Annotated in this window: 22 protein-coding genes; 9 read left to right on the forward strand and 13 right to left on the reverse strand. The window is 62.1% G+C overall.

Annotated elements, in window-relative coordinates; genetic code table 11:
- The first annotated feature begins 218 nt into the window (after positions 1 to 218).
- Together parE and ACZ6WW_RS17175 are read left to right on the forward strand one after the other, a co-directional pair.
- Complete coding sequence (parE, locus tag ACZ6WW_RS17170) at positions 219 to 2,108, forward strand: DNA topoisomerase IV subunit B (RefSeq protein ID WP_281849455.1); 1,890 nt, start codon at positions 219 to 221, stop codon at positions 2,106 to 2,108.
- Positions 2,109 to 2,170: 62 nt separating this feature from the next.
- The gene (locus ACZ6WW_RS17175) at positions 2,171 to 2,710 is read left to right on the forward strand and encodes a 3-hydroxyanthranilate 3,4-dioxygenase (protein ID WP_465275263.1); all 540 of its coding nucleotides are present in this window, start codon (positions 2,171 to 2,173) and stop codon (positions 2,708 to 2,710) included.
- A 278-nt stretch (positions 2,711 to 2,988) separates the two neighbouring features.
- Here the strand turns inward: ACZ6WW_RS17175 and ACZ6WW_RS17180 are convergent, their stop codons facing one another.
- A complete protein-coding gene (locus ACZ6WW_RS17180) occupies positions 2,989 to 3,534 on the reverse strand; it encodes an NUDIX hydrolase (protein WP_465275353.1) in 546 nt (181 codons plus the stop codon).
- A 202-nt stretch (positions 3,535 to 3,736) separates the two neighbouring features.
- Between ACZ6WW_RS17180 and ACZ6WW_RS17185 the strand changes: the two genes are divergently transcribed.
- From ACZ6WW_RS17185 to ACZ6WW_RS17195, 3 genes are all read left to right on the forward strand, one after another.
- Positions 3,737 to 4,705, forward strand: coding sequence for a hypothetical protein (locus ACZ6WW_RS17185; RefSeq protein WP_465275264.1), 969 nt, complete (start codon positions 3,737 to 3,739; stop codon positions 4,703 to 4,705).
- Between the two features lie 212 nt (positions 4,706 to 4,917).
- A complete protein-coding gene (locus ACZ6WW_RS17190; protein WP_465275265.1) occupies positions 4,918 to 6,405 on the forward strand; it encodes an amino acid permease in 1,488 nt (495 codons plus the stop codon).
- A gap of 103 nt (positions 6,406 to 6,508) precedes the next feature.
- A complete protein-coding gene (locus tag ACZ6WW_RS17195; RefSeq protein ID WP_465275266.1) occupies positions 6,509 to 7,972 on the forward strand; it encodes an amino acid permease in 1,464 nt (487 codons plus the stop codon).
- A gap of 433 nt (positions 7,973 to 8,405) precedes the next feature.
- Here the strand turns inward: ACZ6WW_RS17195 and ACZ6WW_RS17200 are convergent, their stop codons facing one another.
- The gene (locus tag ACZ6WW_RS17200; RefSeq protein WP_281849461.1) at positions 8,406 to 8,741 is read right to left on the reverse strand and encodes a high-potential iron-sulfur protein; all 336 of its coding nucleotides are present in this window, start codon (positions 8,739 to 8,741) and stop codon (positions 8,406 to 8,408) included.
- A 173-nt stretch (positions 8,742 to 8,914) separates the two neighbouring features.
- Between ACZ6WW_RS17200 and ACZ6WW_RS17205 the strand changes: the two genes are divergently transcribed.
- From ACZ6WW_RS17205 to ACZ6WW_RS17220, 4 genes are all read left to right on the forward strand, one after another.
- The gene (locus tag ACZ6WW_RS17205) at positions 8,915 to 9,562 is read left to right on the forward strand and encodes a methylthioribulose 1-phosphate dehydratase (RefSeq protein WP_465275267.1); all 648 of its coding nucleotides are present in this window, start codon (positions 8,915 to 8,917) and stop codon (positions 9,560 to 9,562) included.
- A 73-nt stretch (positions 9,563 to 9,635) separates the two neighbouring features.
- Positions 9,636 to 10,205: a 1,2-dihydroxy-3-keto-5-methylthiopentene dioxygenase gene (locus ACZ6WW_RS17210; RefSeq protein ID WP_281849463.1), complete on the forward strand. Its 570-nt coding sequence runs from the start codon at positions 9,636 to 9,638 to the stop codon at positions 10,203 to 10,205.
- Positions 10,202 to 10,888 (forward strand): acireductone synthase, encoded by a 687-nt coding sequence (gene mtnC, locus ACZ6WW_RS17215; RefSeq protein ID WP_465275268.1) that lies wholly within the window; start codon positions 10,202 to 10,204, stop codon positions 10,886 to 10,888. The genes ACZ6WW_RS17210 and mtnC overlap by 4 nt, the downstream gene beginning before the upstream one ends.
- A 24-nt stretch (positions 10,889 to 10,912) precedes the next feature.
- Positions 10,913 to 11,950 (forward strand): C13 family peptidase, encoded by a 1,038-nt coding sequence (locus ACZ6WW_RS17220; RefSeq protein ID WP_465275269.1) that lies wholly within the window; start codon positions 10,913 to 10,915, stop codon positions 11,948 to 11,950.
- A gap of 39 nt (positions 11,951 to 11,989) precedes the next feature.
- Here the strand turns inward: ACZ6WW_RS17220 and hisIE are convergent, their stop codons facing one another.
- From hisIE to ACZ6WW_RS17275, 11 genes are all read right to left on the reverse strand, one after another.
- A complete protein-coding gene (hisIE, locus tag ACZ6WW_RS17225) occupies positions 11,990 to 12,619 on the reverse strand; it encodes a bifunctional phosphoribosyl-AMP cyclohydrolase/phosphoribosyl-ATP diphosphatase HisIE (protein WP_465275270.1) in 630 nt (209 codons plus the stop codon).
- Entirely contained in the window at positions 12,616 to 13,386 is a 771-nt protein-coding gene (gene hisF, locus ACZ6WW_RS17230; RefSeq protein ID WP_465275271.1) for an imidazole glycerol phosphate synthase subunit HisF, read from the reverse strand. Before hisF ends, hisIE begins: the two co-directional genes overlap by 4 nt.
- Positions 13,380 to 14,108 (reverse strand): 1-(5-phosphoribosyl)-5-[(5-phosphoribosylamino)methylideneamino]imidazole-4-carboxamide isomerase, encoded by a 729-nt coding sequence (locus tag ACZ6WW_RS17235; protein WP_465275272.1) that lies wholly within the window; start codon positions 14,106 to 14,108, stop codon positions 13,380 to 13,382. Before ACZ6WW_RS17235 ends, hisF begins: the two co-directional genes overlap by 7 nt.
- Positions 14,105 to 14,695: an imidazole glycerol phosphate synthase subunit HisH gene (gene hisH / locus ACZ6WW_RS17240; RefSeq protein WP_465275273.1), complete on the reverse strand. Its 591-nt coding sequence runs from the start codon at positions 14,693 to 14,695 to the stop codon at positions 14,105 to 14,107. Before hisH ends, ACZ6WW_RS17235 begins: the two co-directional genes overlap by 4 nt.
- Entirely contained in the window at positions 14,695 to 15,759 is a 1,065-nt protein-coding gene (hisB, locus tag ACZ6WW_RS17245; protein ID WP_465275274.1) for a bifunctional histidinol-phosphatase/imidazoleglycerol-phosphate dehydratase HisB, read from the reverse strand. Before hisB ends, hisH begins: the two co-directional genes overlap by 1 nt.
- Positions 15,756 to 16,820 carry a histidinol-phosphate transaminase gene (gene hisC / locus ACZ6WW_RS17250; protein WP_465275275.1) on the reverse strand — a complete coding sequence of 355 codons (1,065 nt, stop codon included), beginning with the start codon at positions 16,818 to 16,820 and terminating at the stop codon, positions 15,756 to 15,758. The genes hisB and hisC overlap by 4 nt, the downstream gene beginning before the upstream one ends.
- Positions 16,817 to 18,133, reverse strand: a complete 1,317-nt coding sequence (hisD, locus tag ACZ6WW_RS17255) for a histidinol dehydrogenase (RefSeq protein ID WP_465275276.1) — start codon at positions 18,131 to 18,133, stop codon at positions 16,817 to 16,819. The genes hisC and hisD overlap by 4 nt, the downstream gene beginning before the upstream one ends.
- Positions 18,130 to 19,020, reverse strand: a complete 891-nt coding sequence (gene hisG / locus ACZ6WW_RS17260) for an ATP phosphoribosyltransferase (RefSeq protein WP_465275277.1) — start codon at positions 19,018 to 19,020, stop codon at positions 18,130 to 18,132. The genes hisD and hisG overlap by 4 nt, the downstream gene beginning before the upstream one ends.
- Positions 19,017 to 19,352, reverse strand: a complete 336-nt coding sequence (locus ACZ6WW_RS17265) for a YerC/YecD family TrpR-related protein (RefSeq protein WP_281849475.1) — start codon at positions 19,350 to 19,352, stop codon at positions 19,017 to 19,019. Before ACZ6WW_RS17265 ends, hisG begins: the two co-directional genes overlap by 4 nt.
- 1,028 nt (positions 19,353 to 20,380) lie before the next feature.
- Positions 20,381 to 21,940 carry a protein adenylyltransferase SelO gene (locus ACZ6WW_RS17270; RefSeq protein ID WP_465275278.1) on the reverse strand — a complete coding sequence of 520 codons (1,560 nt, stop codon included), beginning with the start codon at positions 21,938 to 21,940 and terminating at the stop codon, positions 20,381 to 20,383.
- A gap of 63 nt (positions 21,941 to 22,003) precedes the next feature.
- On the reverse strand, positions 22,004 to 23,770 hold the full coding sequence (locus ACZ6WW_RS17275; protein ID WP_465275279.1) for a DUF885 domain-containing protein: 1,767 nt from the start codon (positions 23,768 to 23,770) through the stop codon (positions 22,004 to 22,006).
- Positions 23,771 to 23,798 lie beyond the last annotated feature (28 nt).

Here is a 23,798-nt window from a genome sequence, read left to right on the forward strand (position 1 = left end):
AGGCAGCATATGGGGAGCATCTGCACTGAGGAATGGATCCCGGCCTTCGCCGGGATGACGACTAGGAGGTTTTTCGCGACATCTCCCTGCCTCGTCAGCCTCAAACTTTGCGACAGCCCACGGCTATCGTGTACGAAACCCGCCTCCTGCCTCAAAACTTGACCTCCCGTCGCCCGACACCCATTCTCCCGCGCCTGACCTGAGTAACCTGGCTACGCATGAACACCCGCTATAACGCCGCCGATATCGAAGTCCTTTCCGGCCTTGACCCGGTCAAGCGCCGTCCCGGCATGTACACCGACACCACGCGCCCGAACCATATGGCGCAGGAAGTCATCGATAACTCGGTGGACGAAGCCCTGGCCGGGCACGCCAAGAACATCGAGGTCATCGTGCATAGCGACGGCTCGGTCGAGGTGAGCGACGACGGCCGCGGCATGCCGGTGGACATCCATCCCGAAGAAGGCATCCCGGGCGTCGAGCTGATCCTGACCCGCCTGCATGCGGGCGGCAAGTTCTCCGGCAAGAACTACAACTTCTCTGGCGGCCTGCACGGCGTAGGCGTATCGGTGGTCAACGCGCTGTCCGATCGCGTCGAGGTCACCATCCGCCGCGACGGCAACGAATACCGCATGGCGTTCGAGCACGGCGACCGCGTCAGCGAGCTGGAAGTCATCGGTACTGTGCCGAAGAAGAAGACCGGCACCACCGTGCACTTCTGGCCGGAAGCGAAGTATTTCGATTCGCCCAGGATTTCGCTCTCCAAGCTCAAGCATCTGCTGCGCGCCAAGGCCGTGCTGTGCGCCGGCTTGAACGTGAAGCTCACCGACGAAGCCAGTGGCGAAGTCATCCAGTGGCACTACGAAGACGGCCTCAGCGACTACCTGCGCGGTGAGCTCGATGGCGCCGAGCTGCTGCCGGCCGAATTGTTCGTGCATCACGTCGCACGCGACACGGAAGGTCTCGACGTCGCACTGGCCTGGATCCCCGAAGGTGAACTGGTCCAGGAAAGCTACGTCAACCTGATTCCCACCGCGCAAGGCGGCACGCACGTCAACGGCCTGCGCTCTGGCCTGACCAATGCGATCCGCGAATTCTGCGACTTCCGCAACCTGCTGCCGCGCGGCGTCAAGCTCGCGCCTGAAGACGTGTGGGAACGCCTTGCGTTTGTGCTGTCGGCCAAGCTGCAAGACCCGCAGTTCGCCGGCCAGACCAAGGAACGCCTGTCCTCGCGCCAGGCCGCGGCCATGGTGGAAAACGTCGTGCACGATGCTTTCAGCTTGTGGCTGAACCAGCATGTGGATCTGGGCGAACGCATCGCCCAGCTGGCGATCGAACGTGCCAGCGCGCGCCTGAAGGCAGCCAAGCAGGTCGTACGCAAGAAGATCACCCAGGGCCCCGCCCTGCCCGGCAAGCTGGCCGACTGCTCGGCTACCGATCTCACCCGCACGGAACTGTTCCTGGTCGAGGGCGATTCGGCCGGCGGCAGCGCCAAGCAGGCACGCGACAAGGACTTCCAGGCGATCCTGCCGCTGCGCGGCAAGATCCTCAACACCTGGGAAGTCGAGTCGACCTCGGTACTGGCCTCCGAGGAAGTCCACAATCTGGCCATCGCCATCGGCTGCGATCCGGGCAAGGACGATCTTTCCGGGCTGCGTTACGGCAAGGTCGTAATCCTGGCCGACGCCGATTCGGACGGTCTGCATATCGCCACCCTCCTCGCCGCGCTGTTCCTGCGTCACTTCCCGTCACTGGTGCGCGAAGGCCACGTGTTCGTCGCGATGCCGCCGCTGTTCCGCGTCGACGTGGGCAAGCAGGTGTTCTATTGCCTGGATGAAAACGAAAAAGCAGCGATGCTGCAGAAGATCGAACGCGAGAAGATGAAGGGCCAGGTCAGCGTCACCCGCTTCAAGGGTCTGGGCGAGATGAACCCGGGCCAGTTGCGCGAGTCGGCGATCCACCCCGATACGCGCCGCCTGGTGCAGCTCACCATCGAGGAAGGCGATGCCACCGCCAAATTGATGGACATGTTGCTGGCCAAGAAGCGCGCCAGCGATCGCAAGGCATGGCTGGAAGAGAAAGGCGACCTGGCTACGCTCGAAGTCTAGACTCGCTTTTGGCCGTGCTTCGGGTCTAAGGTACTGCGCATCGCTTTCGTGGAATGTCTCGCATGAGCCTCTCCCCACCGCTCAACCTGCAACGCTGGATCAACGAACATCGGCACTTGCTCAAGCCGCCGGTCGGCAACAAATGCATTGTCGACGGCGATTTCATCGTGATGATCGTCGGTGGGCCGAACGCTCGTACCGACTATCACCACGACGAAGGTCCGGAGTACTTCTATCAGCTCGAAGGCGAGATGGTGCTGAAGGTGCAGGACGAGGGTCAGGCACGCGACATCCCGATCCGGGCCGGCGAGATGTTTTATCTGCCGCCGCGCGTGCCGCATTCGCCGCAACGCATGCCCGACTCGATCGGGCTGGTGATCGAACGCCGTCGTCTTGCCCACGAAAAAGACGGGCTGCTGTGGTTCTGCGAGCGGTGCAATCACAAGCTGTATGAAGAGTATTTCGTGCTCGGCAGTATCGAGAGCGATTTCCCGCCGGTGTTCGAGCGGTTTTATCGCTCGCGTGATGCGCGTACTTGCGATGCTTGTGGGCATTTGAATCCGGCGCCCGCAAAATACGACGACGCTGCAACGGATTTGTAGGAGCGACTTCAGTCGCGACCGTCCTACCACAACGTTACCGTGCACGCGGTTGTCGCCCTTGCGCTCCGCACGGCCGCGACCGAAGATAGCCTCGAATAACCTCAACTTCCATCCTCGTCATCCCGGCGTAGGCCGGAATCCAGTGACTTTACGATCGGTTATCGCGAGAGCCAACAAGCATCTGCTCCATCGCGAAACCCGGAAACCGAAGCCACTGGATCCCGGCCTACGCCGGGATGACGACCAGGGAAGGTTTTGGAGGGCCGCTGAGGTCGGTCCTACGAAAAACCGGCAGCCTTTCGAGCCAGCCAGCGGTGAGCCATACGCCGCAACGAGACATCCAACGTCTCGTCGTCGACCATCCCGCCAATATCCCGCCAGGCAAGCGCCAACGACTCTTCGTTCAACACGAACGCTTCACTACCGCGCGCACGAACGACATAACGCACGTCGTAGTGCCAATGCCCCGGCTCCTGGCCTCGCTCGGGAATCCAGTGCCGGTCGATGTCAAAGATTGCCGGCTCGACGACCAAACCGCTCAAGCCCGTTTCTTCCTCGGCTTCGCGCAAGGCAACACGCGCCAGATCACGATCGCCATCGGCATGTCCGCCCGGCTGTAGCCAGCGACCGAGCTTTCGATGATGCATCAACAGCACCCGCTCGCCGTCGGCACTCACCAGCCAGGATGAACCGGTGAAGTGCCCTTCCCTGTTGCTGCGCTCGAAAGCATTAGGTGTATCGCGCAGAAAATTGGCGAATTGCTGCGCAACTTCGTCGTCAGGACAGCGCGACGCGTAGTCGTCCAGCAAAAGGGATAGCGACATCGGCGACTGACTGACACTCACGAGCTGGACACCCTGACAACAGACGGAGCGTCATTGTATAGCGAAGCTCCCCTACACAAAGCCATTCAAAAAACTCACGGCACACCACAGATTTTTTCGCTTCTAGAAGACCTACAAAGCAACCTAGCCTTGAGCCGAAGGATGTAGTCGTCCACGGACAGAGCCCAAGGAGGCCTTTTACATGGAAGCAAGGAAGTCACTAGCGTGTCTCGGTCTGACGCTGCTCGGCATTTCCCAGATCGACACCGCAAGCGCATCGGACGTTAACTATACCGGCCCACTGCTTACGCCCAATCCCGGCATCCTGCCGCGTGGCACGGTGAGTATCGAGCCCTATTTGATTCATTCCAGCAGTCACTATTACTACGACAACGAAGGGAATAAGCACAGACAACGTCGTACGGCCCACTGGCAAACGCTGGTTCCCATCAACGTGGGCGTGACCGAACGGTTCGGCATGCAGGCGACGCTGGGTGCAACACACAAGATGGCGCAGGGAGGACAACACTCGACCGGCATGCGCTTCAACGACACGTCGCTGCGGGCGCAATTTCTGCTCTTGCGTCCCAGCGCTGACGGCCTCCGGCCCGCGCTTTCGATCAGCGCCATCCATCGTTTTCCGACCGGCAGCTACGACCGACTCGACAACAACCCGTTGAATGGCTCGGGCAATGGCTTGCACGGTGATCGCGTCGACATGCTGATACAGCAAAGCCTGCCGATGCCGACCGGGCGACCGCTGCGCTGGCGCGGACGACTCGCCTACGACTTCAATCCTGGCGCCATCGATATCCGCGGGCAAAGCGTCTATGGCACCGACGCAGGATTTCGCGGCCGAGCCGATCTCAGCCATGCCTGGAGCGCGTCGGCCAGCGCCGAGTACAGCATCGATGCCCATTGGGTACTGGCGATGGAGCTTGCCTATCAGCGCAGCAGCACGACACGTGTCTATGGCTCAGTACCTGTCGGTAGCCACAGGATGGCCATCGACCGGCCCGGCAGCATCGGCCGCAACGTCAGCATCGCCCCGGCAATCGAGTACAACATCAACGGCAAGCTGGGCATCATCGCTGGAGTGCACATGAGCGTGGCCGGGCGCAACAGCGATGCCTTCGTTGCCCCCCAGGCTGCCGTCAATATGGTTTTTTGATCCATCCACGTGCCGTATGGCACATCCATTCGTCCGCGCATGCGTCTAGGCGCCAGCCGCCGGAGCCCGGCACAGGGCGTCTTGACCGCAGTGCAGCTTGTACCACCGTGTTCAGCTGGGATATGGTGTTTCGGATGTGTCCGAACCGAAGCGTCGGCGGGTACCTCCTCTAATAACAAGCTGCGCATGGCACCACCGTTTTGGGGAAAAACATGCTGAAGAATTTGTTTGCTACACACGCCATCGAGGCCAACCCGCACGTCGATGCCGGGGAAACTCATGGTGGGATCGAGGGCGAGGCCACGCTCAAGCGCGCGCTCACCGCGCGCCATCTGGTCATGCTCGGTATCGGCGCCATCATCGGTGCAGGTATTTTCGTAATCACCGGTCAGGCAGCCGCCGACCATGCCGGCCCGGCCATCGTACTGAGCTTTGTTCTTGCCGGCTTTGCCTGCGCGCTGGCTGCGCTGTGCTATGCCGAGTTCGCCGCGATGATCCCGGTCTCGGGCAGCGCCTACTCGTACTCTTATGCCACGCTGGGCGAATACGTCGCCTGGTTCGTCGGCTGGAGCCTGGTGCTCGAGTATTTGTTCACGGTGGCTACCGTGGCTTCGGGCTGGTCCGGTTACTTCAACAAGCTCCTTTCTCTGGTCAGCGGATGGATCGGGCATGACGTATCGCTGCCGGCGATCCTGGCCGCCGCCCCGTTCACGGTGGTCGATGGGCATATCCAGGCGACCGGGATGCTGATCAATCTGCCGGCGGTGGCGATCATCGCCGCGATCACCGGGCTGTGCTACGTCGGCATTACCCAGTCCGCGTTCGTCAACTCGATCATCGTGGCGATCAAGGTCGTGGTGATCCTGCTGTTCATCGCGTTCGCCGCCAAGTACGTCAACCCGGAACACTGGCACCCCTTCATTCCCGCTAACGAAGGCGGTTCGAAGTACGGCTGGGCGGGTGTCGGACGCGCGGCGGCCATCGTGTTCTTCTCCTATATCGGCTTCGATGCGGTATCCACCGCCGCGGCCGAAGCGAAGAACCCGCAGCGCGACATGCCCATCGGCATCATGGGCTCGCTGGTGGTCTGCACGGTGCTGTACATCATCGTGGCAGGCATCCTGACCGGCATCGCCGACTTCCGCCTGCTGGGCACGCCCGAGCCGGTCGCTACCGCGCTGGACAACTATCCGACGCTGCGCTGGCTGCAGGTTATCGTGGTTATCGGCGCCGTCACCGGCCTGAGCTCGGTGATCCTGGTCATGCTGATGGGTCAGCCGCGCATCTTCTACTCGATGGCGCGCGACGGTCTGATTCCGGCCGTGTTCGGCCGCATCCACCGGAAGTTCCGCACGCCGCATGTCGGCACCGTCGTGGTAGGCGTTCTCGCCGCGGCACTGGGCGGCCTGTTCAATATCGGTGTGTTGGGCGAAATGGTCGCCATGGGCACCTTGCTTGCCTTTGCCACCGTCTGCATCGGCGTGCTGGTTCTGCGCTACACGCGCCCGGAACTGCCGCGCGCCTTCCGCGTGCCGGTGCCGTGGCTGGTCTGCCCGCTGGGCGCGCTCGCCTGCCTGGCGCTGTTCCTGCAGTCGTTCGTGGAGCATTGGCGCTGGATGGTGGCCTGGATCGTGATCGGCCAGATCATCTACTTCGGCTACGGCTATTCGCACAGCAAACTGCGCAAACACAACGCCTGAAGTATCTTGCACCAGGGCCGGCCTCGCGCCGGCCCTTTCTCTTTGGTTCGGGACGATAGTTCGCCCGGCATCTCGCCTCATCAGGCTTCATCAGGTTCGACGCATGCTAAAGCAGTTACTTGCCCGCAAGACCGATTTCAGCGACGCCAACGACGAGTCTCACGGCCCGTCGCTGCGCCGCACGCTCGGCCCCTGGGGCATCACCGCGCTCGGTATCGGCGCGGTCATCGGTACCGGCATCTTCGTGGTGACGGGTCAGGCCGCAGCCGACCACGCCGGTCCGGCGGTGTTGATCTCCTTCATTCTTGCGGCGGTCTGCAGCGGCTTTACCGCGCTGTGCTATGCGGAGTTCGCCACGCTGATCCCGATCTCGGGCAGCTCCTATTCCTACGCATATGCCACGCTGGGCGAGCTGGTGGCCTGGTTCATCGGCTGGAACATGGTGCTGGAATACGGCATCTCCGCGTCGGCAGTGGCTGCCAGCTGGACCGGTTATTTCGTCAGCCTGCTCGACCATGTCGGCCTGCACCTGCCCAAGGCGCTGACCGAAGCGCCGCTTGCTTATACCAACGGCCATCTGGTCGCGACCGGCCACCTCCTGAATCTGCCGGCAGTAGCGATCGTGCTGGCATTGACCTGGCTGTGCTACGTCGGCATTCGTGAGTCGGCTGGTATCAATCTGGCCATGGTTGCACTGAAGGTCGGCCTGATCATCGTGGTCGTCGTGGCGGGCTATCGCTATGTCGACCCGGCCAACTGGCACCCGTTCATTCCCGCGCAGCAGGGACCGGACAAGTACGGCTGGGCTGGCATCATGCGCGGTGCGGCTATGGTGTTCTTTGCCTACATCGGCTTCGAAGCCACCTCGACCGCGGCGCAGGAGTGCAAGAACCCTCAACGCGACCTGCCCTTCGGCACCCTGGTCTCGCTGGTCATCTGCACGGTGCTCTATCTGGCCATGGCCGCCGTGTTGACCGGTCTGATTTCGTATACCCAACTGGGTACGGACGAACCGGTGGTGACCGCCATCCGTGCTCATCCGCAACTGGGCTGGCTGCGTTACGTCGTCGAAGGCGGCGCCATGATCGGCCTGTCTTCCGTGATCCTGGTGATGATCATCGCGCAGCCGCGCATCTTCATGATCATGTCGCGCGACGGCCTGTTGCCGAAGGTATTCAACCGCATCCATCCACGCTATCGCACGCCGCACTTGAACACCATCATCACCGGTGTCGGCATCGCGATTCTGGCGGCCGTGTTTCCGCTCGACCTGCTCGCCAACCTTACCTCGATGGGCACGCTGATCGCCTTCGTCGCCGTGTGCGCGGGCGTGTTGATCCTGCGCTACACCGCGCCCGATCTGCCGCGAAGCTTCCGCGTGCCGGGTGCGTGGTTCGTCTGTTCAGCGGGCGTATTGAGCTGCTGCGCACTGCTTTACACGATGGAGTGGTTCAACTGGCTGTTGATGATCGGCTGGACCGTGATCGGCCTGGCGATCTACTTCGGCTACGGCATGCGGCACAGCCGCCTGCGCCGCGGTTCAGCTTTGAAGTCGGTTAACGAATAACAAAACTTCGCCGATTTTCTTTAAAAATCGGCGAAAAATGCCAACTTCGCTGTATACCGGTTTTACACAGAACGCACAAAAGTCGTTCCCTCAAATCTCGATAGTTGACTTAAGTTATTGATTATTAATGACTTAACGAGAAATTATTTTTAAAATTCATGCTTCATCGTGGTTGCGGCCAAGTCAACCGGAGTATGATCGGTGGTCCGAGGGTTGATCACTTGGCAGTGGGCCCCGGATCGCCGCCCGGCGCGTCAGGCAAGCAGCTCCTCGCCTGACGCGCCTGGGCTGCACCTTTCCTCGCAAAGTCGTCGAGCATCGCTCCGACATTCCTCTTGGCAACGCTCTTGATGTCGCGATCACGTCGTCGCGACATAGAAAAAACAAAGGCCGGCATGCGCCGGCCTTGTCGTACTGCCGAGGTAAAAGTTTTTTACGCTTTCTTCGGGTTGTGAGACACGCACCAACCCTTTGCATTCACGGATTTGCCGGGGAACAGCTGACACGGGCCGTAACCCGTCGCGCCGCCCGAGTAGAACTGGCAGTTGGCGCAATCGTCGCCGGCCTTATGCTTGCTGTCTGTCGTCTTGGCGGCGTTTTCGACATAGCCGAGCGCCTTGGCGGTCGGATCGGATTCGGATACATGCGGCAGGTCGGCTGCGCGAGCGAAACGCGGCAGTGCACCACCGGCAATGACCGCCACTGCGGCCGTACCAGCGGCGGCCTTGAGAAAGCGGCGACGCGATTCGATATCTTTGTCATGCGACATTGGTAAAACCTCCGTCTGAAGCGTTCACCGCACACCGCGGCGAATCCAAAGCCGATGGTACGTTGCATTGAACGAAGGCTGCGAGAATGGCTCGCATTTCTGCGTTCAGGCCCCAAAACCGGCGGTTGCGGCCGCCATGTTATATTCCACCACCATTTAGACGTCCATTTGCCATGAGCCAGGTCCTGCCAGCCACGATTTCCCCGACGCTTTTCGCCGAACGTGCCGACGCTATCGCCACGGCTGCCGGCGAACTGGCCGCGCACGGCTGGACGCCTGCCACCAGCAGCAACTTCTCCATGCGGCTGGATAACGATCTGGCCGCCATCACCATCTCCGGGCGCGACAAAGGCCGGCTCGGGCGCGACGACATCATGATCGTCGACATGGATGGCAAGGCGGTCGGCACCAGCGCACGCCCTAGCGCCGAAACCGAACTGCACACGCAGATCTATCGCCGCTATCCCGAGATGAACGTGGTGCTGCATACGCACTCGCGCACGCAAAGCGTGGCTTCGCGGCTGTTTGCCAAAGACGGCTTGGTGAAGCTGGAGGGCTGGGAGCTGCAGAAGGCGATCGCGGGACAGACGACCCACGACGCCAGGCTCGACGTCCCCGTTTTCCCCAATACCCAGCACATGCCCGAACTGGTCGCGCAGGTCGATGCCTGGCTCGACGCCGGCAAGCCCTTGTATGCGTACCTGATCAACGGCCACGGTATTTATACCTGGGGCCGCGACATGGCCGAGACGCGTCGCCATCTCGAAGCACTGGAATTTCTGCTCGGCTGCGAGCTCGACCTCAAGCGGCTGGGCGCCTGACCTTGCCCCCTTCCCCATTCGCCCACACCGATGAGTGCGGCGTTTTTCACCTCTCCCGCACTGGAGCCTCGCCATGAGCCGTTTGCGTATCTATCAGGACTCCCATCCCGACGCCCCCTTGTCGGTGCATACCAGCCATGCCGAGATTTCGCGCGAGCTGGGCAAAGCCGGCGTGCGTTTCGAGCAATGGGAAGCCGCCCAGCCGATCGCCCCGGGCGCCAGCCAGGATGAAGTCATCGCCGCCTATCGCGCCGATATCGACCGGCTGATGGCCGGCGAAGGCTATCAGGCGGTCGACGTGATCAGTCTCAAGCCCGATCACCCCGAACGGGCCGCCATGCGCCAGAAGTTCCTGAACGAGCACACCCATAGCGAGGACGAAGTGCGTTTCTTCGTCGCCGGTGCGGGGCAGTTCACCTTGCACATCGACGGCAAGGTCTATGAAGTGCTTTGCGAACAAGGCGACCTCATCGGCGTCCCCGATGGCACGCCGCACTGGTTCGACATGAGCGAGTCGCCCTATTTCGTGGCGATCCGCCTGTTTACCAACAAGGAAGGCTGGGTTGCGCAATTCACCGGCGAGGATATCGCCGAGAAGTTCCCGCGCATGACGCCTCACGCAACGGCATCGGCAGCGCTATGACCACGATTCGCGCCATCGTCACCGATATCGAGGGCACCACCAGCTCGATCAGCTTCGTCAAGGACGTCTTGTTTCCGTACGCCCGCAAACGCCTGCCGGCCTACATCGAAACGCACGGCGACAAGCCCGAAGTGCAGCACTGGCTGCATGAAGCAGCCAAAGAGGCCGGCATCGTCGAGGCCAGCCGCCAGGAAATCATCGAGCTGCTGTTGCGCTGGATCGACGAGGACCGCAAGTCCACGGCGCTCAAAGCCTTGCAGGGCATGATCTGGAAAGACGGCTACGAAGACGGCGACTATCGCGCGCACATCTATCCTGAAGTATCCGCACGCCTGCATGCCTGGCGCGGCGAAGGCTTGCATTTGTACGTGTATTCGTCGGGCTCGGTGCCCTCGCAACGCCTGTTCTTCGGTTACAGCGAAGCGGGCGACCTGACACCGATGTTCGCCGGCTATTTCGATACCGAGACCGGCCCGAAACGGGAGCGCGCCTCATACGAGCGAATCGCCGCGGCGATCGACGAGCAGCCTGGGCATATCCTGTTCCTGTCCGACATCGTCGAAGAGCTGGATGCGGCCAAGGCCGCCGGTTTCCAGACCGCCTGGCTCGTGCGCCCGCCGCAGGCGCTGCCGGAACAGCCGCGCCATCCGGTCTATCGCGACTTCGACGCCATCACTCCCTGACCCGACCACACGCGAGCCTGACGCATGCGTAACGCACTGATCGCCCTGCTCGCGTTTGCCGCCGGCGTCCTGGCCATGGTGGTCATCGGGCACTACCGTTCACCGGTAATGAATGCGCCGGTGTCGACAGTCAGCGCGCCGGCGCATGCCACCAGCAGCGAGCCGGCCGAAGCATCCTCCGCCACCGATAACGACGATGGCGGCGAGGATGACAACGCTGCATCGAACTGGCCAAGCGACGGCCTGACGCCCGAGCAGGTGATGTACGCCCAGCCGCAGTTGCTGCACCACGCCGTCTCGCAGCTGACGCCCCGTGTACCGGGCAAACCCAATCTCTATGTCGTTGCATTCGCCGGTGACGGCGGCGAAGACGTATTTCGCAACGAAGTGGAATACAGCAGCAAACTGTTCGGCCGTTTCGGGCCAAGCGCACACACGCTGATACTGGAAAACAACCCCGCATCGCTGAGCACGCGTCCGCTGGCCAACTGGAGCAACCTGGAAAGCGCGCTGGAATCGATCTCGAGCGTGATGAAACCGGACGAGGACATCCTGCTGCTCTATCTGACCACGCACGGCGGCCACGACAGCACGCTGCTGGTCGATATGGACCCGGTGCCGCTCGACCAGATCGGCCCGCCGGACCTGGCCGATATTTTCAAGAAGCACCCGTTCAAGTGGAAAGTCGTGGTGGTCAATTCGTGCTATTCCGGCGGCTTCGTGCCGGAGATTCGCGGGCCGGGCACCTTGGTGCTGACCGCCGCACGGAAAGATCGCAGCTCATTCGGCTGCGGCAGCGATTCGGATATCACGTATTTCGGCAAAGCCTGGCTGACCGATGCACTGAACAAGACACCGGATTTTATCGAGGCATTCAACCAGGCAAGCGGCGAAATTGCGCAGTGGGAACAACAGGGCAAGCTGACGCCGTCCGAGCCACAGATCGATATCGGTGACGGTATCGCCGATCAGCTGGCGAAATGGCGGCGTGGCGCTGCTGATGGAGCGGTGGTGCCGTTTGTGGCGGCGCCTTCAGTGCAGAAGGCGGGCGCCAGCCCGTAGGCAGGTATTTCGCGAGCACCCGGCCCCCTCACCCCATCACTACCCACGCACTGCATGCCGCTTGGCCAGCACGCTCACGGCATCGGCAAGCCCCAGCCCTCTGGCACGCAACAACACCGTCAGATGAAACAGCAAATCGGCCGCCTCGCCGAGCAATTCCTCATCACCCTGCACCGCCGCAGCCAAGGCCGTCTCCACGCCTTCCTCGCCCACCTTCTGCGCAATACGACGAACCCCACCCTCGAACAATTGCGTGGTGTAGCTGCCGGCAGGACGCTCGGCGTCCCGCTGCGCCACCAGGGCATCCAGCTCGGCCAGAAAGCCCAGCGGCGGCCGAACCTCTTCGCTCTGGCCAAAGCAACTGGACGTTCCGAGATGACAGGTCGGCCCATGCGGCTCCGCACCGATCAACAACGTGTCGGCATCGCAATCGATGCGCACCGACTTCCATGCCAGCACATGGCCTGAGCTCTCGCCCTTGGTCCACAACCGCGCCTTGCTGCGGCTATAGAACGTGACCTTGCCGTCGCGAAGCGTCTGCTCCAGCGCCTCGCGATTCATATAGCCCAGCATCAGCACTTCACCGCTCAGGTAGTGCTGAACCACTGCGGGCAACAGGCCGTCGCCTTTGGCCCAGTCCAGTGCCGCCGGATCGATCGATGTCTTCATAAACGGACGTCCACGGAGCGTTCGCGCAGGAACTGCTTGAGTGCGGGAATCGAGATGCTGCCGGAATGAAACACGCTGGCAGCCAGCGCGCCATCCACGTCGGTGCTTTCAAATACGTCGAGGAAATGGCCGGGTTCGCCCGCACCACCCGAAGCAATCAGCGGTACATGGCAAAGCGAACGCGCGACAGCCAGTTGCTCCAGATCGTAGCCTTCGCGCACGCCATCGCTGCCCATGCAGTTGAGTACGATCTCACCCGCGCCGCGCTGCTGTGCTTCATCCATCCAATCGAGCGTACGGCGTGGCAAGGCCTGGGTCTTGTCCGGATCGCCGGTGTATTGGCGTACCCGCCACTCGCCGTCCGCGTCACGCAGGCTGTCGATGCCGACCACCACGCATTGCACACCGAACGCAGCGGCCAGTTCACCGATCAGCTCGGGACGTTCCAACGCAGGCGAATTGACCGATATCTTGTCGGCACCGGCATAAAGCACGTCACGCGCCTGTTCGACGTTGCGGATACCACCGGCCACGCAGAATGGAATATCGATCACCTGTGCGACGCGTTCTACCCAACTGCGATCGACGCTACGCGCCTGCGGACTGGCAGTGATGTCGTAGAACACCAGTTCGTCCGCACCTTCGTCGCGATAGCGCAGTGCCAGATCGACGATATCGCCCATGACGACATGGTCGCGAAAACGCACGCCCTTGACGACCTTGCCATCACGCACGTCAAGACAGGGAATGATGCGACGACTCAACACGCCAGCGCCTCCTCGAGAGTAAAGCGCCCTTCCAATAGCGCCCGACCGAGAATCACCGCTTCAGCGCCCGCGTCGCGTGCTGCGACGATATCCGCGATGGAACGCACGCCACCGGATGCCTGGATCGTCAGTGTCGGTGCAAGCGCATGCAGATGGCGATACAGCTCGAGATTGAACCCGCTGAGCATGCCGTCGCGATCGATGTCGGTACATAACAGATGCCGGGCACCGTGCGTTTCGTACCAGGGCGCCAGGTCGTCGAGTTGACCGGCTTCCAACGCTGTCCAGCCCGCGCTGGGCAAGGCCCAGCGACCCTCGTGCCAACGGGTATCGAGCGCGATGGTAAGGCGCTCGGCACCGAATGCGGATAGCCACTGTCCGACAAGGTCAGGCTCACGCATGGCCACGCTACCGACGACGACGCGTGCCACACCGGCGTCGAACAAACGCCGCACATCGGCTTCGCCACGCACGCCGCCGCCGGCCTGGATACGCAACCCCGACGCGGCAATCGCTTCGATCGCACTCAGGTTTTCCAGGTCACCCGAACGTGCACCGTCCAGATCGACCATATGCAGCCACTGCGCGCCGGCTTGCAGGTAACGCGCAGCGAGTTCGGCCGGCGTGCTGTCATAGCGAGTTTCTTGAGCGTAGTCGCCTTGCTTGAGCCGTACAACGCGGCCGCCACGCAGGTCGATCGCGGGTATCACGGTAAACGTCATAGCGAAAGAAAATTCCCCAACAAACGAGCGCCGACACGTGCCGAGCGCTCCGGATGAAACTGCATGCCATGAAAATTGCCGTTGGCGATGACCGCTGAAAAATCGCCACCGTAATTCGTGGTCGCAAGACTGTAGTCGCCCACCGGGACCGCATAGCTGTGAACGAAATAGGCGTAGTCATCGCGCCCCAACCCAGCCAGCAACGGATGCTCGCCCTGCGCGTCGAGTCGGTTCCAGCCCATATGCGGGACGCGCATGCCGTCCGTCGCGTGAAAGCGCCGGACCTGGGCAGGCACCACACCCAGGCAATCGACATCGGCCTCTTCCGAGTGCTCGCAAAGCAACTGCATGCCAAGGCAAACACCAAGAACCGGCTGCGTCAGTGAACGGATCGTGTCGACCAGGTTCAATTCCCGCAGCCGCGCCATGCCCGGACCCGCAGCGCCCACACCCGGCAGGATCACCTTGTCGGCTGCGCGAATGGTTGCTGCGTCCGAGGTCAAGGCAGCATCCACGCCCAGTCGCTGCAAGGCATAGCGCACCGAGCCGATATTGGTGCCACCGGCATCGACCAGTACCACGGCCATTACAGCGCGCCCTTGGTGCTTGGCAGATCACTGCCCTCGCGCCGGATCGCCTGGCGCAGACAACGCGCCACCGCCTTGAAACAGGCCTCGATCATGTGATGCGCATTCTCGCCATGCACGCTCAAGTGCAAGTTCGCACCGAGCGTCTCGCACAGCGATCGAAAGAAATGCGGCAGCAGCTCGGTCGGCATCTGGCCCACCTGATCACGCGGCAGTACGCCTTCGAAAACGAAGTAGGGACGGCCGGACAGATCCAGCGCGGCACTGGCCTGGGTCTCGTCCATCGGCAACGTGAAACCGTAACGGCCGATGCCGCGCTTGTCGCCCAATGCCTGCTTCAGCGCCGCACCCAGCGCCAGCGCGCAGTCTTCGATCGTGTGATGTTCGTCGATGTGGATATCGCCCTCACAATTGAGGGTCAGCGCGAAGCCGCCATGCTTGCCCAACTGCTCGACCATATGATCGAAAAAGCCCAGGCCGGTGTGCACCTTGGGTTCGGCAACCTGGTCGAGGTTTACTCCGACCGTGATGCGCGTTTCCTTGGTACGGCGCGTAACCTGCGCAATGCGCGGCGCGTCGAGCACCTGATGCGCCAGTTCGGTCCAGTTGATCCCGTGAGGACCAACACGCCACCCGCGCACGCCGAGATTGGCGGCAAATTGCAGATCGGTTTCGCGATCGCCCACCATCAGCGAGGCGGCGCGACTCCAGTCGTCATCGGCCAGATAGTGGCGCACCAGACCGACGCCAGGTTTGCGCGTATCCAAACCATCGGCCGGGAAACTCCGATCGATCAGGACCTCGCGAAAGCGCACGCCTTGGCTTTCGAAAATGCGCAGCATCAACTCGTGCGGCCCCGTGAAGCTCGGCTCGGGAAAGCGTTCGGTACCCAGGCCGTCCTGATTGGTCACCATGACCAGCTCGTAGCCAGAAGCGACAAAACGTTGCAGCGCAGCGACCACGCCCGGCAGCAGACTGAGTTTTTCGTAGCTGTCGATCTGCTCGTCCGCCGGTTCCTCGATCAGGCAACCGTCGCGATCGACAAAAAGCAGCTTGCGGCTCATGCCGTCACCCCTTGCAGCACGGCCAGAACGCGCTGGTTTTCATCGGGCGTACCGATGGTGATGCGCAAGGCATCGCTCAGGCCCGGATAACGACGTACGTCGCGCACGACGATGCCCGCATCGAACAAGCGCCGGTAGGCGGCCGCCGCATCATCCAGACGCACGGTGAGGAAATTGGTCACCGATGGCAGCACCTCGCGCACACCAGGTGTGCTGAGCAAGGCCACCGCCATCTCGTAGCGCTGCTCGCGTACCAGGCGAATCTGCTCCGCCACGGCTTTTCGACCTTGCGGCGAAAGTGCGTGTAATGCGGCATCCAGGCAAGGCGTCGGTACGGGATATGGCGGCAGTATCTTGCGCAGCAGATCGATCACCGCCGGTGCGGCCAGTACGCTACCGACGCGCGCGCCGGCCAAGGCCCAGGCCTTGGACAAGGTCCGCAGGACAACCATGTGTTCGTAACGGTCCAGCAGATCGATCACGCTGGCATCGTCTTCATCGGCGAACTCGGCGTATGCCTCATCGACCACTAGTACGGCGCGGCCTGCAAGCGCTTCGGCGAGCGTAACGATCGTCTCTCGCGATACACGCTGCCCGCTGGGATTGTTGGGGCTGCAGACGAAGACCAGCTTGACGGCGTCCGTCATGCCGGCCAGCACGGCGTTGGCGTCGACCTGGAACTGCTCGTCCAGAAGCACCTCGACGATGCCGGCGTTCTGCACCTGGGCACAAATCGCGTACATGCCGAAGGTGGGCGGTTGAATCAGGATCGCATCCTGCCCGGCCCGGCAGAAAGCGCGTATCAGCAGATCGATTGCCTCGTCGCTGCCACGACCGACCAGGATGCGATCGCGCGTTACGCCATAGAGCGCAGCCAGCTGGTCGAGCAAGGCCGCCGGTTGCGGATCGGGATAACGGTGGAACGGACCTTTCTCGCCATACGAGGGCCAGGCCGATTCATTGGCATTGAGAAACACCTCGCCGCCGCTGGCTTCGGTTCGCGCGGACGAGTACGCCTTCATCTTCAACAATTCCGGCCGGGCCAGATCGAGCACGCTCATGCCGCCGACTCCTGCGCCTGCAGACGCTCCAACCGCAGCGTCACCGCGCGGCGATGCGCTTCGAGCTGCTCGGCCTGCGCAAGGATGGCGGTACAGGGGCCAATGGCGCGCAAGCCGTCTTCACTCAGCTCCTGTACGGTGATCTGTTTCTGGAAACTTGCCACCGAGACGCCGCTGTAGCTACGCGCATAACCATAGGTTGGCAGAACGTGGTTGCTGCCGCTGCAGTAGTCGCCCACGGATTCGGGCGTCCACGCGCCCAGGAAAATGGAACCGGCGCTTTCGATACCGTCGAGCAAGGCGCGCGGATCGGTCACCTGAAGAATCAGGTGTTCGGGCGCGTAGCGGTTACTCACGTCGACGGCTTGCGCCAGCGATGTCACTTCGATCAGGCGACTTTGTGCCAGGGCCTGGGTCGCTGTGGATGCGCGCGGCAACAACGCGCACTGACGATCCACCTCCAGCGCAACGGCTTCAAGCAAGGCGCGCGAATCGGACAGCAGGATCACCTGGGAATCGGGACCATGCTCGGCTTGCGAGAGAAGATCGGCGGCAACGAACGGCGGATAGGCCTGCGCATCGGCGATCACCAGTACTTCCGAAGGGCCGGCGGGCATGTCGATCGCCGCGCCCTCGGGATCGCCCGACACCTGCAGCTTTGCTTCGGTAACCCAGGCATTGCCCGGCCCAAACAACTTGTCGCTCCTGGGCACGGACGCCGTGCCATAGGCCATGGCAGCAATAGCCTGCGCACCACCGAGCTTGAACACCTTGTGCACGCCGGTCACCTGCGCCGCATACAACACCGCCTCGTCACAACGGCCATCGGCGCGGGCCGGCGAGCACAGCGTGATTTCCGAGCAACCGGCGATATGCGCGGGCACGCCCAGCATCAAGGCAGTCGACGGCAGCGGCGCGGTCCCTGCCGGCACATACAGCCCGACACGGCGAATCGGCCGCAACATGCGCTCGACGCGCACGCCGGGTGCGGTATCGATACCGACCGGTTGCGGCGCCGCCGCGCGATGAAACGTGTCGATACGTTCCGCGGCCTCGCGAATCGCTGCTTTCAGATCCGCATCGAGCGCGGCCTCGGCGGCGATGAATTCCTCCGGTTGCACGGCCAACGTATCGAGCGAGCATCCGTCGTAGCGCGCGGTCAGTTCGAACAAGGCTTCGTCGCCACGCCCTCGCACCTCGGCGATGATTCGCGCGACACCGTCGCGCAATGTCTCGGCGCGCGATTGCAGAGGGCGCGCCAAGGCATCGCGTCGTGCATTTTCGTCCAGATCGGACCAGTTCAATCGTTTCATGCCAGCATCTTCTCGACCGGCAGCACGAACATCTCGCGCGCGCCGGCTTTCTTGATTTCTTCAAGCTGTCGCCAGCTCACTTCGCCTGCGCAAAGCGCCTGCAGCATCAATTGATCGGGTTGCCCCGCCACCGGCAGCAAGGTCGGCTGCGGACCACCCGGCAACAAACGCGTCACTGCATCGAGCGAACCGCGCGAAGTCTGCAGGAGCAGCAGGCGCGATTCGCGCACCTGAATGACGCCATCGAGCCGCTTGAACAACAACTCGATCATGTCGCCACGCTCATCGGAAGGCAGCGTACGCGGCCCGGCGAGGACCGCCTCGCTTTGCAGGATGACGTCCGTCTCGCGCAGTTGATTGGCCACCAGGGTACCGCCGCTTTGCACCAGATCGCAGATGGCGTCGGCCGTGCCCAGCCGTGGCGCGATTTCGACCGAACCGGCCAAGGTCACCACGCCGGCGTCGATACCGTGCGTCCGCAGCCATTCCCCAAGCAACCCCGGATAGGACGTCGCAATGCGCAAGCCGCCGAGCTGCTCTGGCCGCTCATAGGCCATCTCCTGCGGCACGGCGATCGACAGCCTGCAACGGCCGAAGCCGAGCTGACGCCACTCCGCCAAAGCCGCATCGCGGCCAGCGGACTGGGAGTATTCGTTGAGCACATTGCGCCCGACGATACCCAGGTCGCAGACGCCCTGGGCGATCAACGCGGGGATATCGTCGTCACGCACCAGTAGCAGGTCGACCGGCTCGCCTTCGCCGAAGCAGAAAAGCTTGTCGCGACTCTGCCGAAAGCTGAGTCCGCAGCGATTGAGCAGTTCCAATGCCGGCTCGGTCAACCGGCCGGACTTCTGCATCGCTATACGCAAACGATCCCTCGTACTCATGCCCGTACTCTCTTCTGTGCGGCGCGACGCCGTGCTGCACGAGCCGCGGCGGCGAGGTAGCCGCCATTGCCCTGATTCAGATACCGGGCGACTCGCCCGATCGTGGTGATGCTGACGGCGGTGAGCTCGTGGATCTCCCGGTAGGAAACCCCGTCGAGCAGGTGCGGCACCACCCGCCATCGGTCCACCAGCACTTCCAGCTCCGCCGGGGTGCACAGGTCGTGCAGGAAGGCGGACATTTCCTCCGGGTTTTTCAACGACAGCAGGGCTTCGCAGAGGCCTAGTTCGGCGGACTCGGCGGGGAGCTGGGGGTCTAGGGAGCGACGCTTCATAATGTACTAACGCATTAACACAGTGGAGTGGACTATACGGGGTTTTGTGAGGGGCGGCAAATGGAGGGGTGATCTGATCGCTTACGCAGCCCGTCCTACTTCGTCATTCCGGCGTAGGCCGGAAGCCTTTTGACGTGAGTGTCTCGTTCTTGCCTGTGTGTTCGGGCGACCTGGCCGCTTACGCAGCGGGCGTTTCGAACGCCTGCCGGCGTCCGAGTCACTTTCTCTTTGCTGGCCCACGCACGCAGTGCGAACGGCGAAGCCGACCCGGAGGGCGAAGGACCTTTAGGTCCGGAGTAAAGAGAAAGTAACCCGAGAGAAATGGCCTTTAGAGCCAAGGCTCTGAGCAGCATTGAGAGATAAAACCGTTCGTGCCGTCTACTCGAATCGACAGGGGACACTTCTGGCGCTTCTGATGTACGCCGGATTGGTGCGCGAGGCGTCGTGGCGGTGAGGACTTAAGGTGTCCCCTCACCCTCGCCTACCCCTCTCGTCATTCCGGCGCAGGCCGGAATCTACTCCTCAGGCTCTCGCTCGTCAGACGACATGTCGCAAGCGGAAACCTTGAGGGATGGATTCCGGCCTGCGCCGGAATGACGGATAGGGGAGATGGAGCGAGGTTGGGGGTTGAGCTTTGCTCTTGGCAAGCGATGCGTAGCGAGCGGTCAGCTCTTCGGGCCCCCTCGGGAGCCGAGTGAGGTTTGGACGATCAGGCCCCGAAGGGGGCATCGACAGGACGTCGATGCCTTTAGGACGGGACACGGATGTCCCGTCCTAAAGCCCGGCCAGACCTCACGGTCCGAAGGACGGCGGACTAGGGGTGTCGTTTCTTTGGTTAGCTTTCTTTGGACAAGCAAAGAAAGTAACTCGGCGACCGGCAGGTCGGCGAAACACGCCAAAGGCGACTTTCTAGCCTAAACGCAGAACCAGAGCGATGCGCGCTCTCGCGACAACCGACAACCAAAGCCACTGGGTCCCCGCCTACGCGGGGATGACGAGATAGAGAGCGTTGAGGTAACTCAAGTCAATCACGAGCTACACGACAACATCGAACACCCCGCCCTCACCCGCGCCCACTCCGGCCGCCGCCCGGCAAACCGCTCCATCCCCGGCTGATCCTCATAAGGCCGCCGCAAAACATCAAGCAACGCGTAGATCCCAGACGCATCCCCCTGCTCGGCCAGATCGATCGCCTCCTGCGCCAGATAATTGCGCAACACATAACGCGGATTCACCGCACGCATGCGCTCACGCCGCAACGCGTCGGGCACGCCATCCAGCGCCACCCGCTGCGCATACTGCATCAGCCACGCATCGAACGCAGGCGCACATTGCTCACGCTTCGCATCGTCATAAAACGCCTCCCGCACCGGCTCCAACGAAGGCGCTGCCAGATCGATATCACCCAACCCGCGAAAGAACAACGTCATATCGACTTCAGCCTGATGCAACAACTCATGCAGCGATTGCGCCAGCGCCATGTCCTCGTCGCGAATCGTTTCCAAGCCCAGCTTGGCCGACATATGCGCGCGATCACGCGACTGATAGACCGCCGCGTAGTGATCGAGCCCCGCCTGCAACGCTTCGGTGCCGTCAAACAACGGAGCAAGCGCGCCTGCCAAGCGGCTGAGATTCCACCAGGCGACGTTTGGCTGCTGGCCATAGCGATATCGGCGACGGCCGGCGTCGGTGGTGTTGGGCGTCCAGTCCGGATCGAAATCCTCCAGCCAACCGTAGGGACCATAGTCGATGGTGAGACCGAGGATCGACATATTGTCCGTATTCATCACGCCATGCACGAAGCCGACGCGCATCCAGTGCGCCATCAGGATCGCCGTGCGCTCGCACACCTGCTTGAACCAATCGGCGTACAAGGCCGCACCCTCGCCTTCCAGCTCGGGAAAATCGCGGCGGATGGTGAAATCCACCAATTGCTTGAGCAGCGCCGTATCCCCGCGAGACGAGGGCAGCTCGAAATGACCGAAACGGATGAATGACGGCGCGACGCGACAGACGATGGCGCCGGGTTCATCGCGCGGATGCCCGTCGTAGAACATATCGCGCTCGATCGCATCCCCCGTAGTCACCAGACTCAGCGCACGCGTTGTCGGCACACCCAGGTGATGCATCGCTTCACTGCAAAGGAACTCGCGAACGGACGAGCGCAACACGGCACGCCCGTCGGCGCCACGCGAATAGGGCGTGCGCCCGGCACCTTTCAGTTGAAGCTCCCAGCGCTGTCCCGCCTCGGTAATCAGCTCGCCCAGTGAAATGGCGCGACCGTCGCCCAGTTGGTCCGCCCATACGCCGAACTGATGACCACCATAGTTGGTCGCATACGGCTGCATGCCTGGCAGCAATGCATTGCCGCCGAAAGTTCGCGCAAAGTCATCACTGGCGATGTCTTCTGGCGTGAAACCCAGTGTGGTGGCCATCTCTGCGGAATAAGCCAACACATGGGGCGAGGACACGGCCGCGGGCGATACCGCCGAATGCAGGGCGCCGTCGACCTGGCGTACTCGCGGGCCCTGCTCGGGGTCGCCGGGAAGCTCACGGATAAAGCTGTTATCGAAGGTGAATATGCGCATGGAGCCGATATAGGGGCGTTGTGCCCACTCCCAAGGCGGCAGTGACGCCGCCTTGGCGAAGCATCACAGCGTCGGCGAGTCGTCATGCAGCATGGCGCGGCGCACGATCTTGATCGGCGCAAAGCCCTGCTTCATGAAAGCATCGTGGAATTGTTCGAGATTGAAATCCTTGCCCTGCCTGGCCATTACGTCCTGGCGAAGCTTCAGGATCTGCAGCTTGCCCAGGGTGTAATAGAGATAGGTCGGATCGGAGGTGCCGCGCTTGGCCTCCACCACGCCTACCGCATGCGACTGGTAGCCTTCCTTCACGAAAAAGTCGACCGCCTGCTCGAAGGTCATCTGACCGGTGTGCATCTTGATGCCGGCGATAAAGCGCGCGTTACGCAGCAGCGCGTCCTGCAACTGCCCCAGCTTCAGGCGCTGCTGCTGGTGCACGTCGTTCGGATACATCGCCTGGGCCAGGCCCTGGTCGAGCATCATCTGCTCGCTGTAATGCGCCCAGCCTTCGGCATTGCTCGACGAGCCCAGCAGCTGGCGCACGCGATCGTGGATATCGTGCATCCACAGGAACTGCACGTAGTGCCCGGGATAGGCTTCATGCACGGCAACGTTGTTGATGACCGGGTAGCTGAACTGGGCCATGAACTCGTCGGTTTCCTGCTTGCTCCACGACGGATCCGGCAGCGTGACGTTGAAATAGGCTTCCTTGGCCACCTTCTCGAACGGCCCCGGCGTGTCCATCGACGCGAATGTCGTCGCACGCTCGAACGGCGGCGTCTCCTCCAGGATCGGCTGCACCTGCGAGGGAATGCTGATGATGTGATGGCTCTGGATAAAATCGATCAGCTTGGCGAACGTGCCGCGGAACGTGTCGAGCAGTTGTGCGCGCTCGGGATGATCGGCCCCCAGCTCTGCCAACACCTGCGCCGGGGTTTTCTTCGGATCGAGTTCCTTGGCCACCTTGGCGAACTCGGCCTGATTCCTGTGCATGTCTTCCATATCGATCGCCACCAGCTTGTCCAGCGGCGTGTCGACCATTTCGTCATAGGCCAGCTTTTTGCGGAACGCGTCGGCGCCGATGCGGAAGTCGCCATGCGAGCGCGGCAGCAGATCGGTCTTGATCCACTGCTGATAGTCCTTCAGAGCCTGGATGACTGCCGCATTGCTCTGCGCAAACTGCTCTTTCAGCTTGGCATCGGTGGCCTCGGTAAAGGCCGAAGGCACGTCCTTGCCGAAAAAATCGATCAGACCGGGAAGTTGTTCCAGCGCAATCTCGGTATATATCTTCGGCGGATTCTTGAGGTTCTTGCGCGCCTCGGCCAGTACCTGCGGCATCTTCTTCTCGCGCTCGATCAGCACTTTCAGGCGATCGTCAGGCGAGGCGAATTTGCGCGACATCAGGGTGAATGCACTGCCGGTAATGCCGCTGGAATAGTTGTCCGGATTGGTCTCCCACCAGCGCACCTGGTCGAGCATCAGCAGGCGGCCACGGATATTGGCCAGCACCAGTTCGAGATCGCCACGCGCCTGCTCGCTGAGCTTGCCCGCGTCGATCGCGGCAAACTTCGCTTCCCACTGCCGGAGCGCCTTGACGGTCTCTTCTTCGCCCTTGCGCGAATAATCTTCGAGCTGGCTGTCGTACTGGTGCAGACCGGCCGATGTGGCGGCGGTCGGCTGGTTGGGAAAGTAGAAGTCGTCGAAATAATGATCGGCCAGCTTGGCGAAGGTGGGATCACCCACCGCCGTCGGCTCGGCGGCGAACGAGACGGACGCGAACCCGGCCAGAGCCAGGCTCAAGGCGAGCGAAAGCGACTTGGAACGCTTGAACATGCGGCATACCCCTTGCAACGAAGCGTCG

The organism is Dyella sp. NPDC103356, from assembly GCF_055584465.1.

Coding starts and splice junctions, on each gene's coding strand:
- parE (WP_281849455.1), top strand. CDS start 219: ATGAACACCCGCTATAACGCCGCCGATATCGAAGTCCTTTCCGGCCTT.
- ACZ6WW_RS17175 (WP_465275263.1), top strand. CDS start 2,171: ATGAGCCTCTCCCCACCGCTCAACCTGCAACGCTGGATCAACGAACAT.
- ACZ6WW_RS17180 (WP_465275353.1), bottom strand. CDS start 3,534: ATGTCGCTATCCCTTTTGCTGGACGACTACGCGTCGCGCTGTCCTGAC.
- ACZ6WW_RS17185 (WP_465275264.1), top strand. CDS start 3,737: ATGGAAGCAAGGAAGTCACTAGCGTGTCTCGGTCTGACGCTGCTCGGC.
- ACZ6WW_RS17190 (WP_465275265.1), top strand. CDS start 4,918: ATGCTGAAGAATTTGTTTGCTACACACGCCATCGAGGCCAACCCGCAC.
- ACZ6WW_RS17195 (WP_465275266.1), top strand. CDS start 6,509: ATGCTAAAGCAGTTACTTGCCCGCAAGACCGATTTCAGCGACGCCAAC.
- ACZ6WW_RS17200 (WP_281849461.1), bottom strand. CDS start 8,741: ATGTCGCATGACAAAGATATCGAATCGCGTCGCCGCTTTCTCAAGGCC.
- ACZ6WW_RS17205 (WP_465275267.1), top strand. CDS start 8,915: ATGAGCCAGGTCCTGCCAGCCACGATTTCCCCGACGCTTTTCGCCGAA.
- ACZ6WW_RS17210 (WP_281849463.1), top strand. CDS start 9,636: ATGAGCCGTTTGCGTATCTATCAGGACTCCCATCCCGACGCCCCCTTG.
- mtnC (WP_465275268.1), top strand. CDS start 10,202: ATGACCACGATTCGCGCCATCGTCACCGATATCGAGGGCACCACCAGC.
- ACZ6WW_RS17220 (WP_465275269.1), top strand. CDS start 10,913: ATGCGTAACGCACTGATCGCCCTGCTCGCGTTTGCCGCCGGCGTCCTG.
- hisIE (WP_465275270.1), bottom strand. CDS start 12,619: ATGAAGACATCGATCGATCCGGCGGCACTGGACTGGGCCAAAGGCGAC.
- ACZ6WW_RS17235 (WP_465275272.1), bottom strand. CDS start 14,108: ATGACGTTTACCGTGATACCCGCGATCGACCTGCGTGGCGGCCGCGTT.
- hisH (WP_465275273.1), bottom strand. CDS start 14,695: ATGGCCGTGGTACTGGTCGATGCCGGTGGCACCAATATCGGCTCGGTG.
- hisB (WP_465275274.1), bottom strand. CDS start 15,759: ATGAGCCGCAAGCTGCTTTTTGTCGATCGCGACGGTTGCCTGATCGAG.
- hisC (WP_465275275.1), bottom strand. CDS start 16,820: ATGAGCGTGCTCGATCTGGCCCGGCCGGAATTGTTGAAGATGAAGGCG.
- hisD (WP_465275276.1), bottom strand. CDS start 18,133: ATGAAACGATTGAACTGGTCCGATCTGGACGAAAATGCACGACGCGAT.
- hisG (WP_465275277.1), bottom strand. CDS start 19,020: ATGAGTACGAGGGATCGTTTGCGTATAGCGATGCAGAAGTCCGGCCGG.
- ACZ6WW_RS17265 (WP_281849475.1), bottom strand. CDS start 19,352: ATGAAGCGTCGCTCCCTAGACCCCCAGCTCCCCGCCGAGTCCGCCGAA.
- ACZ6WW_RS17270 (WP_465275278.1), bottom strand. CDS start 21,940: ATGCGCATATTCACCTTCGATAACAGCTTTATCCGTGAGCTTCCCGGC.
- ACZ6WW_RS17275 (WP_465275279.1), bottom strand. CDS start 23,770: ATGTTCAAGCGTTCCAAGTCGCTTTCGCTCGCCTTGAGCCTGGCTCTG.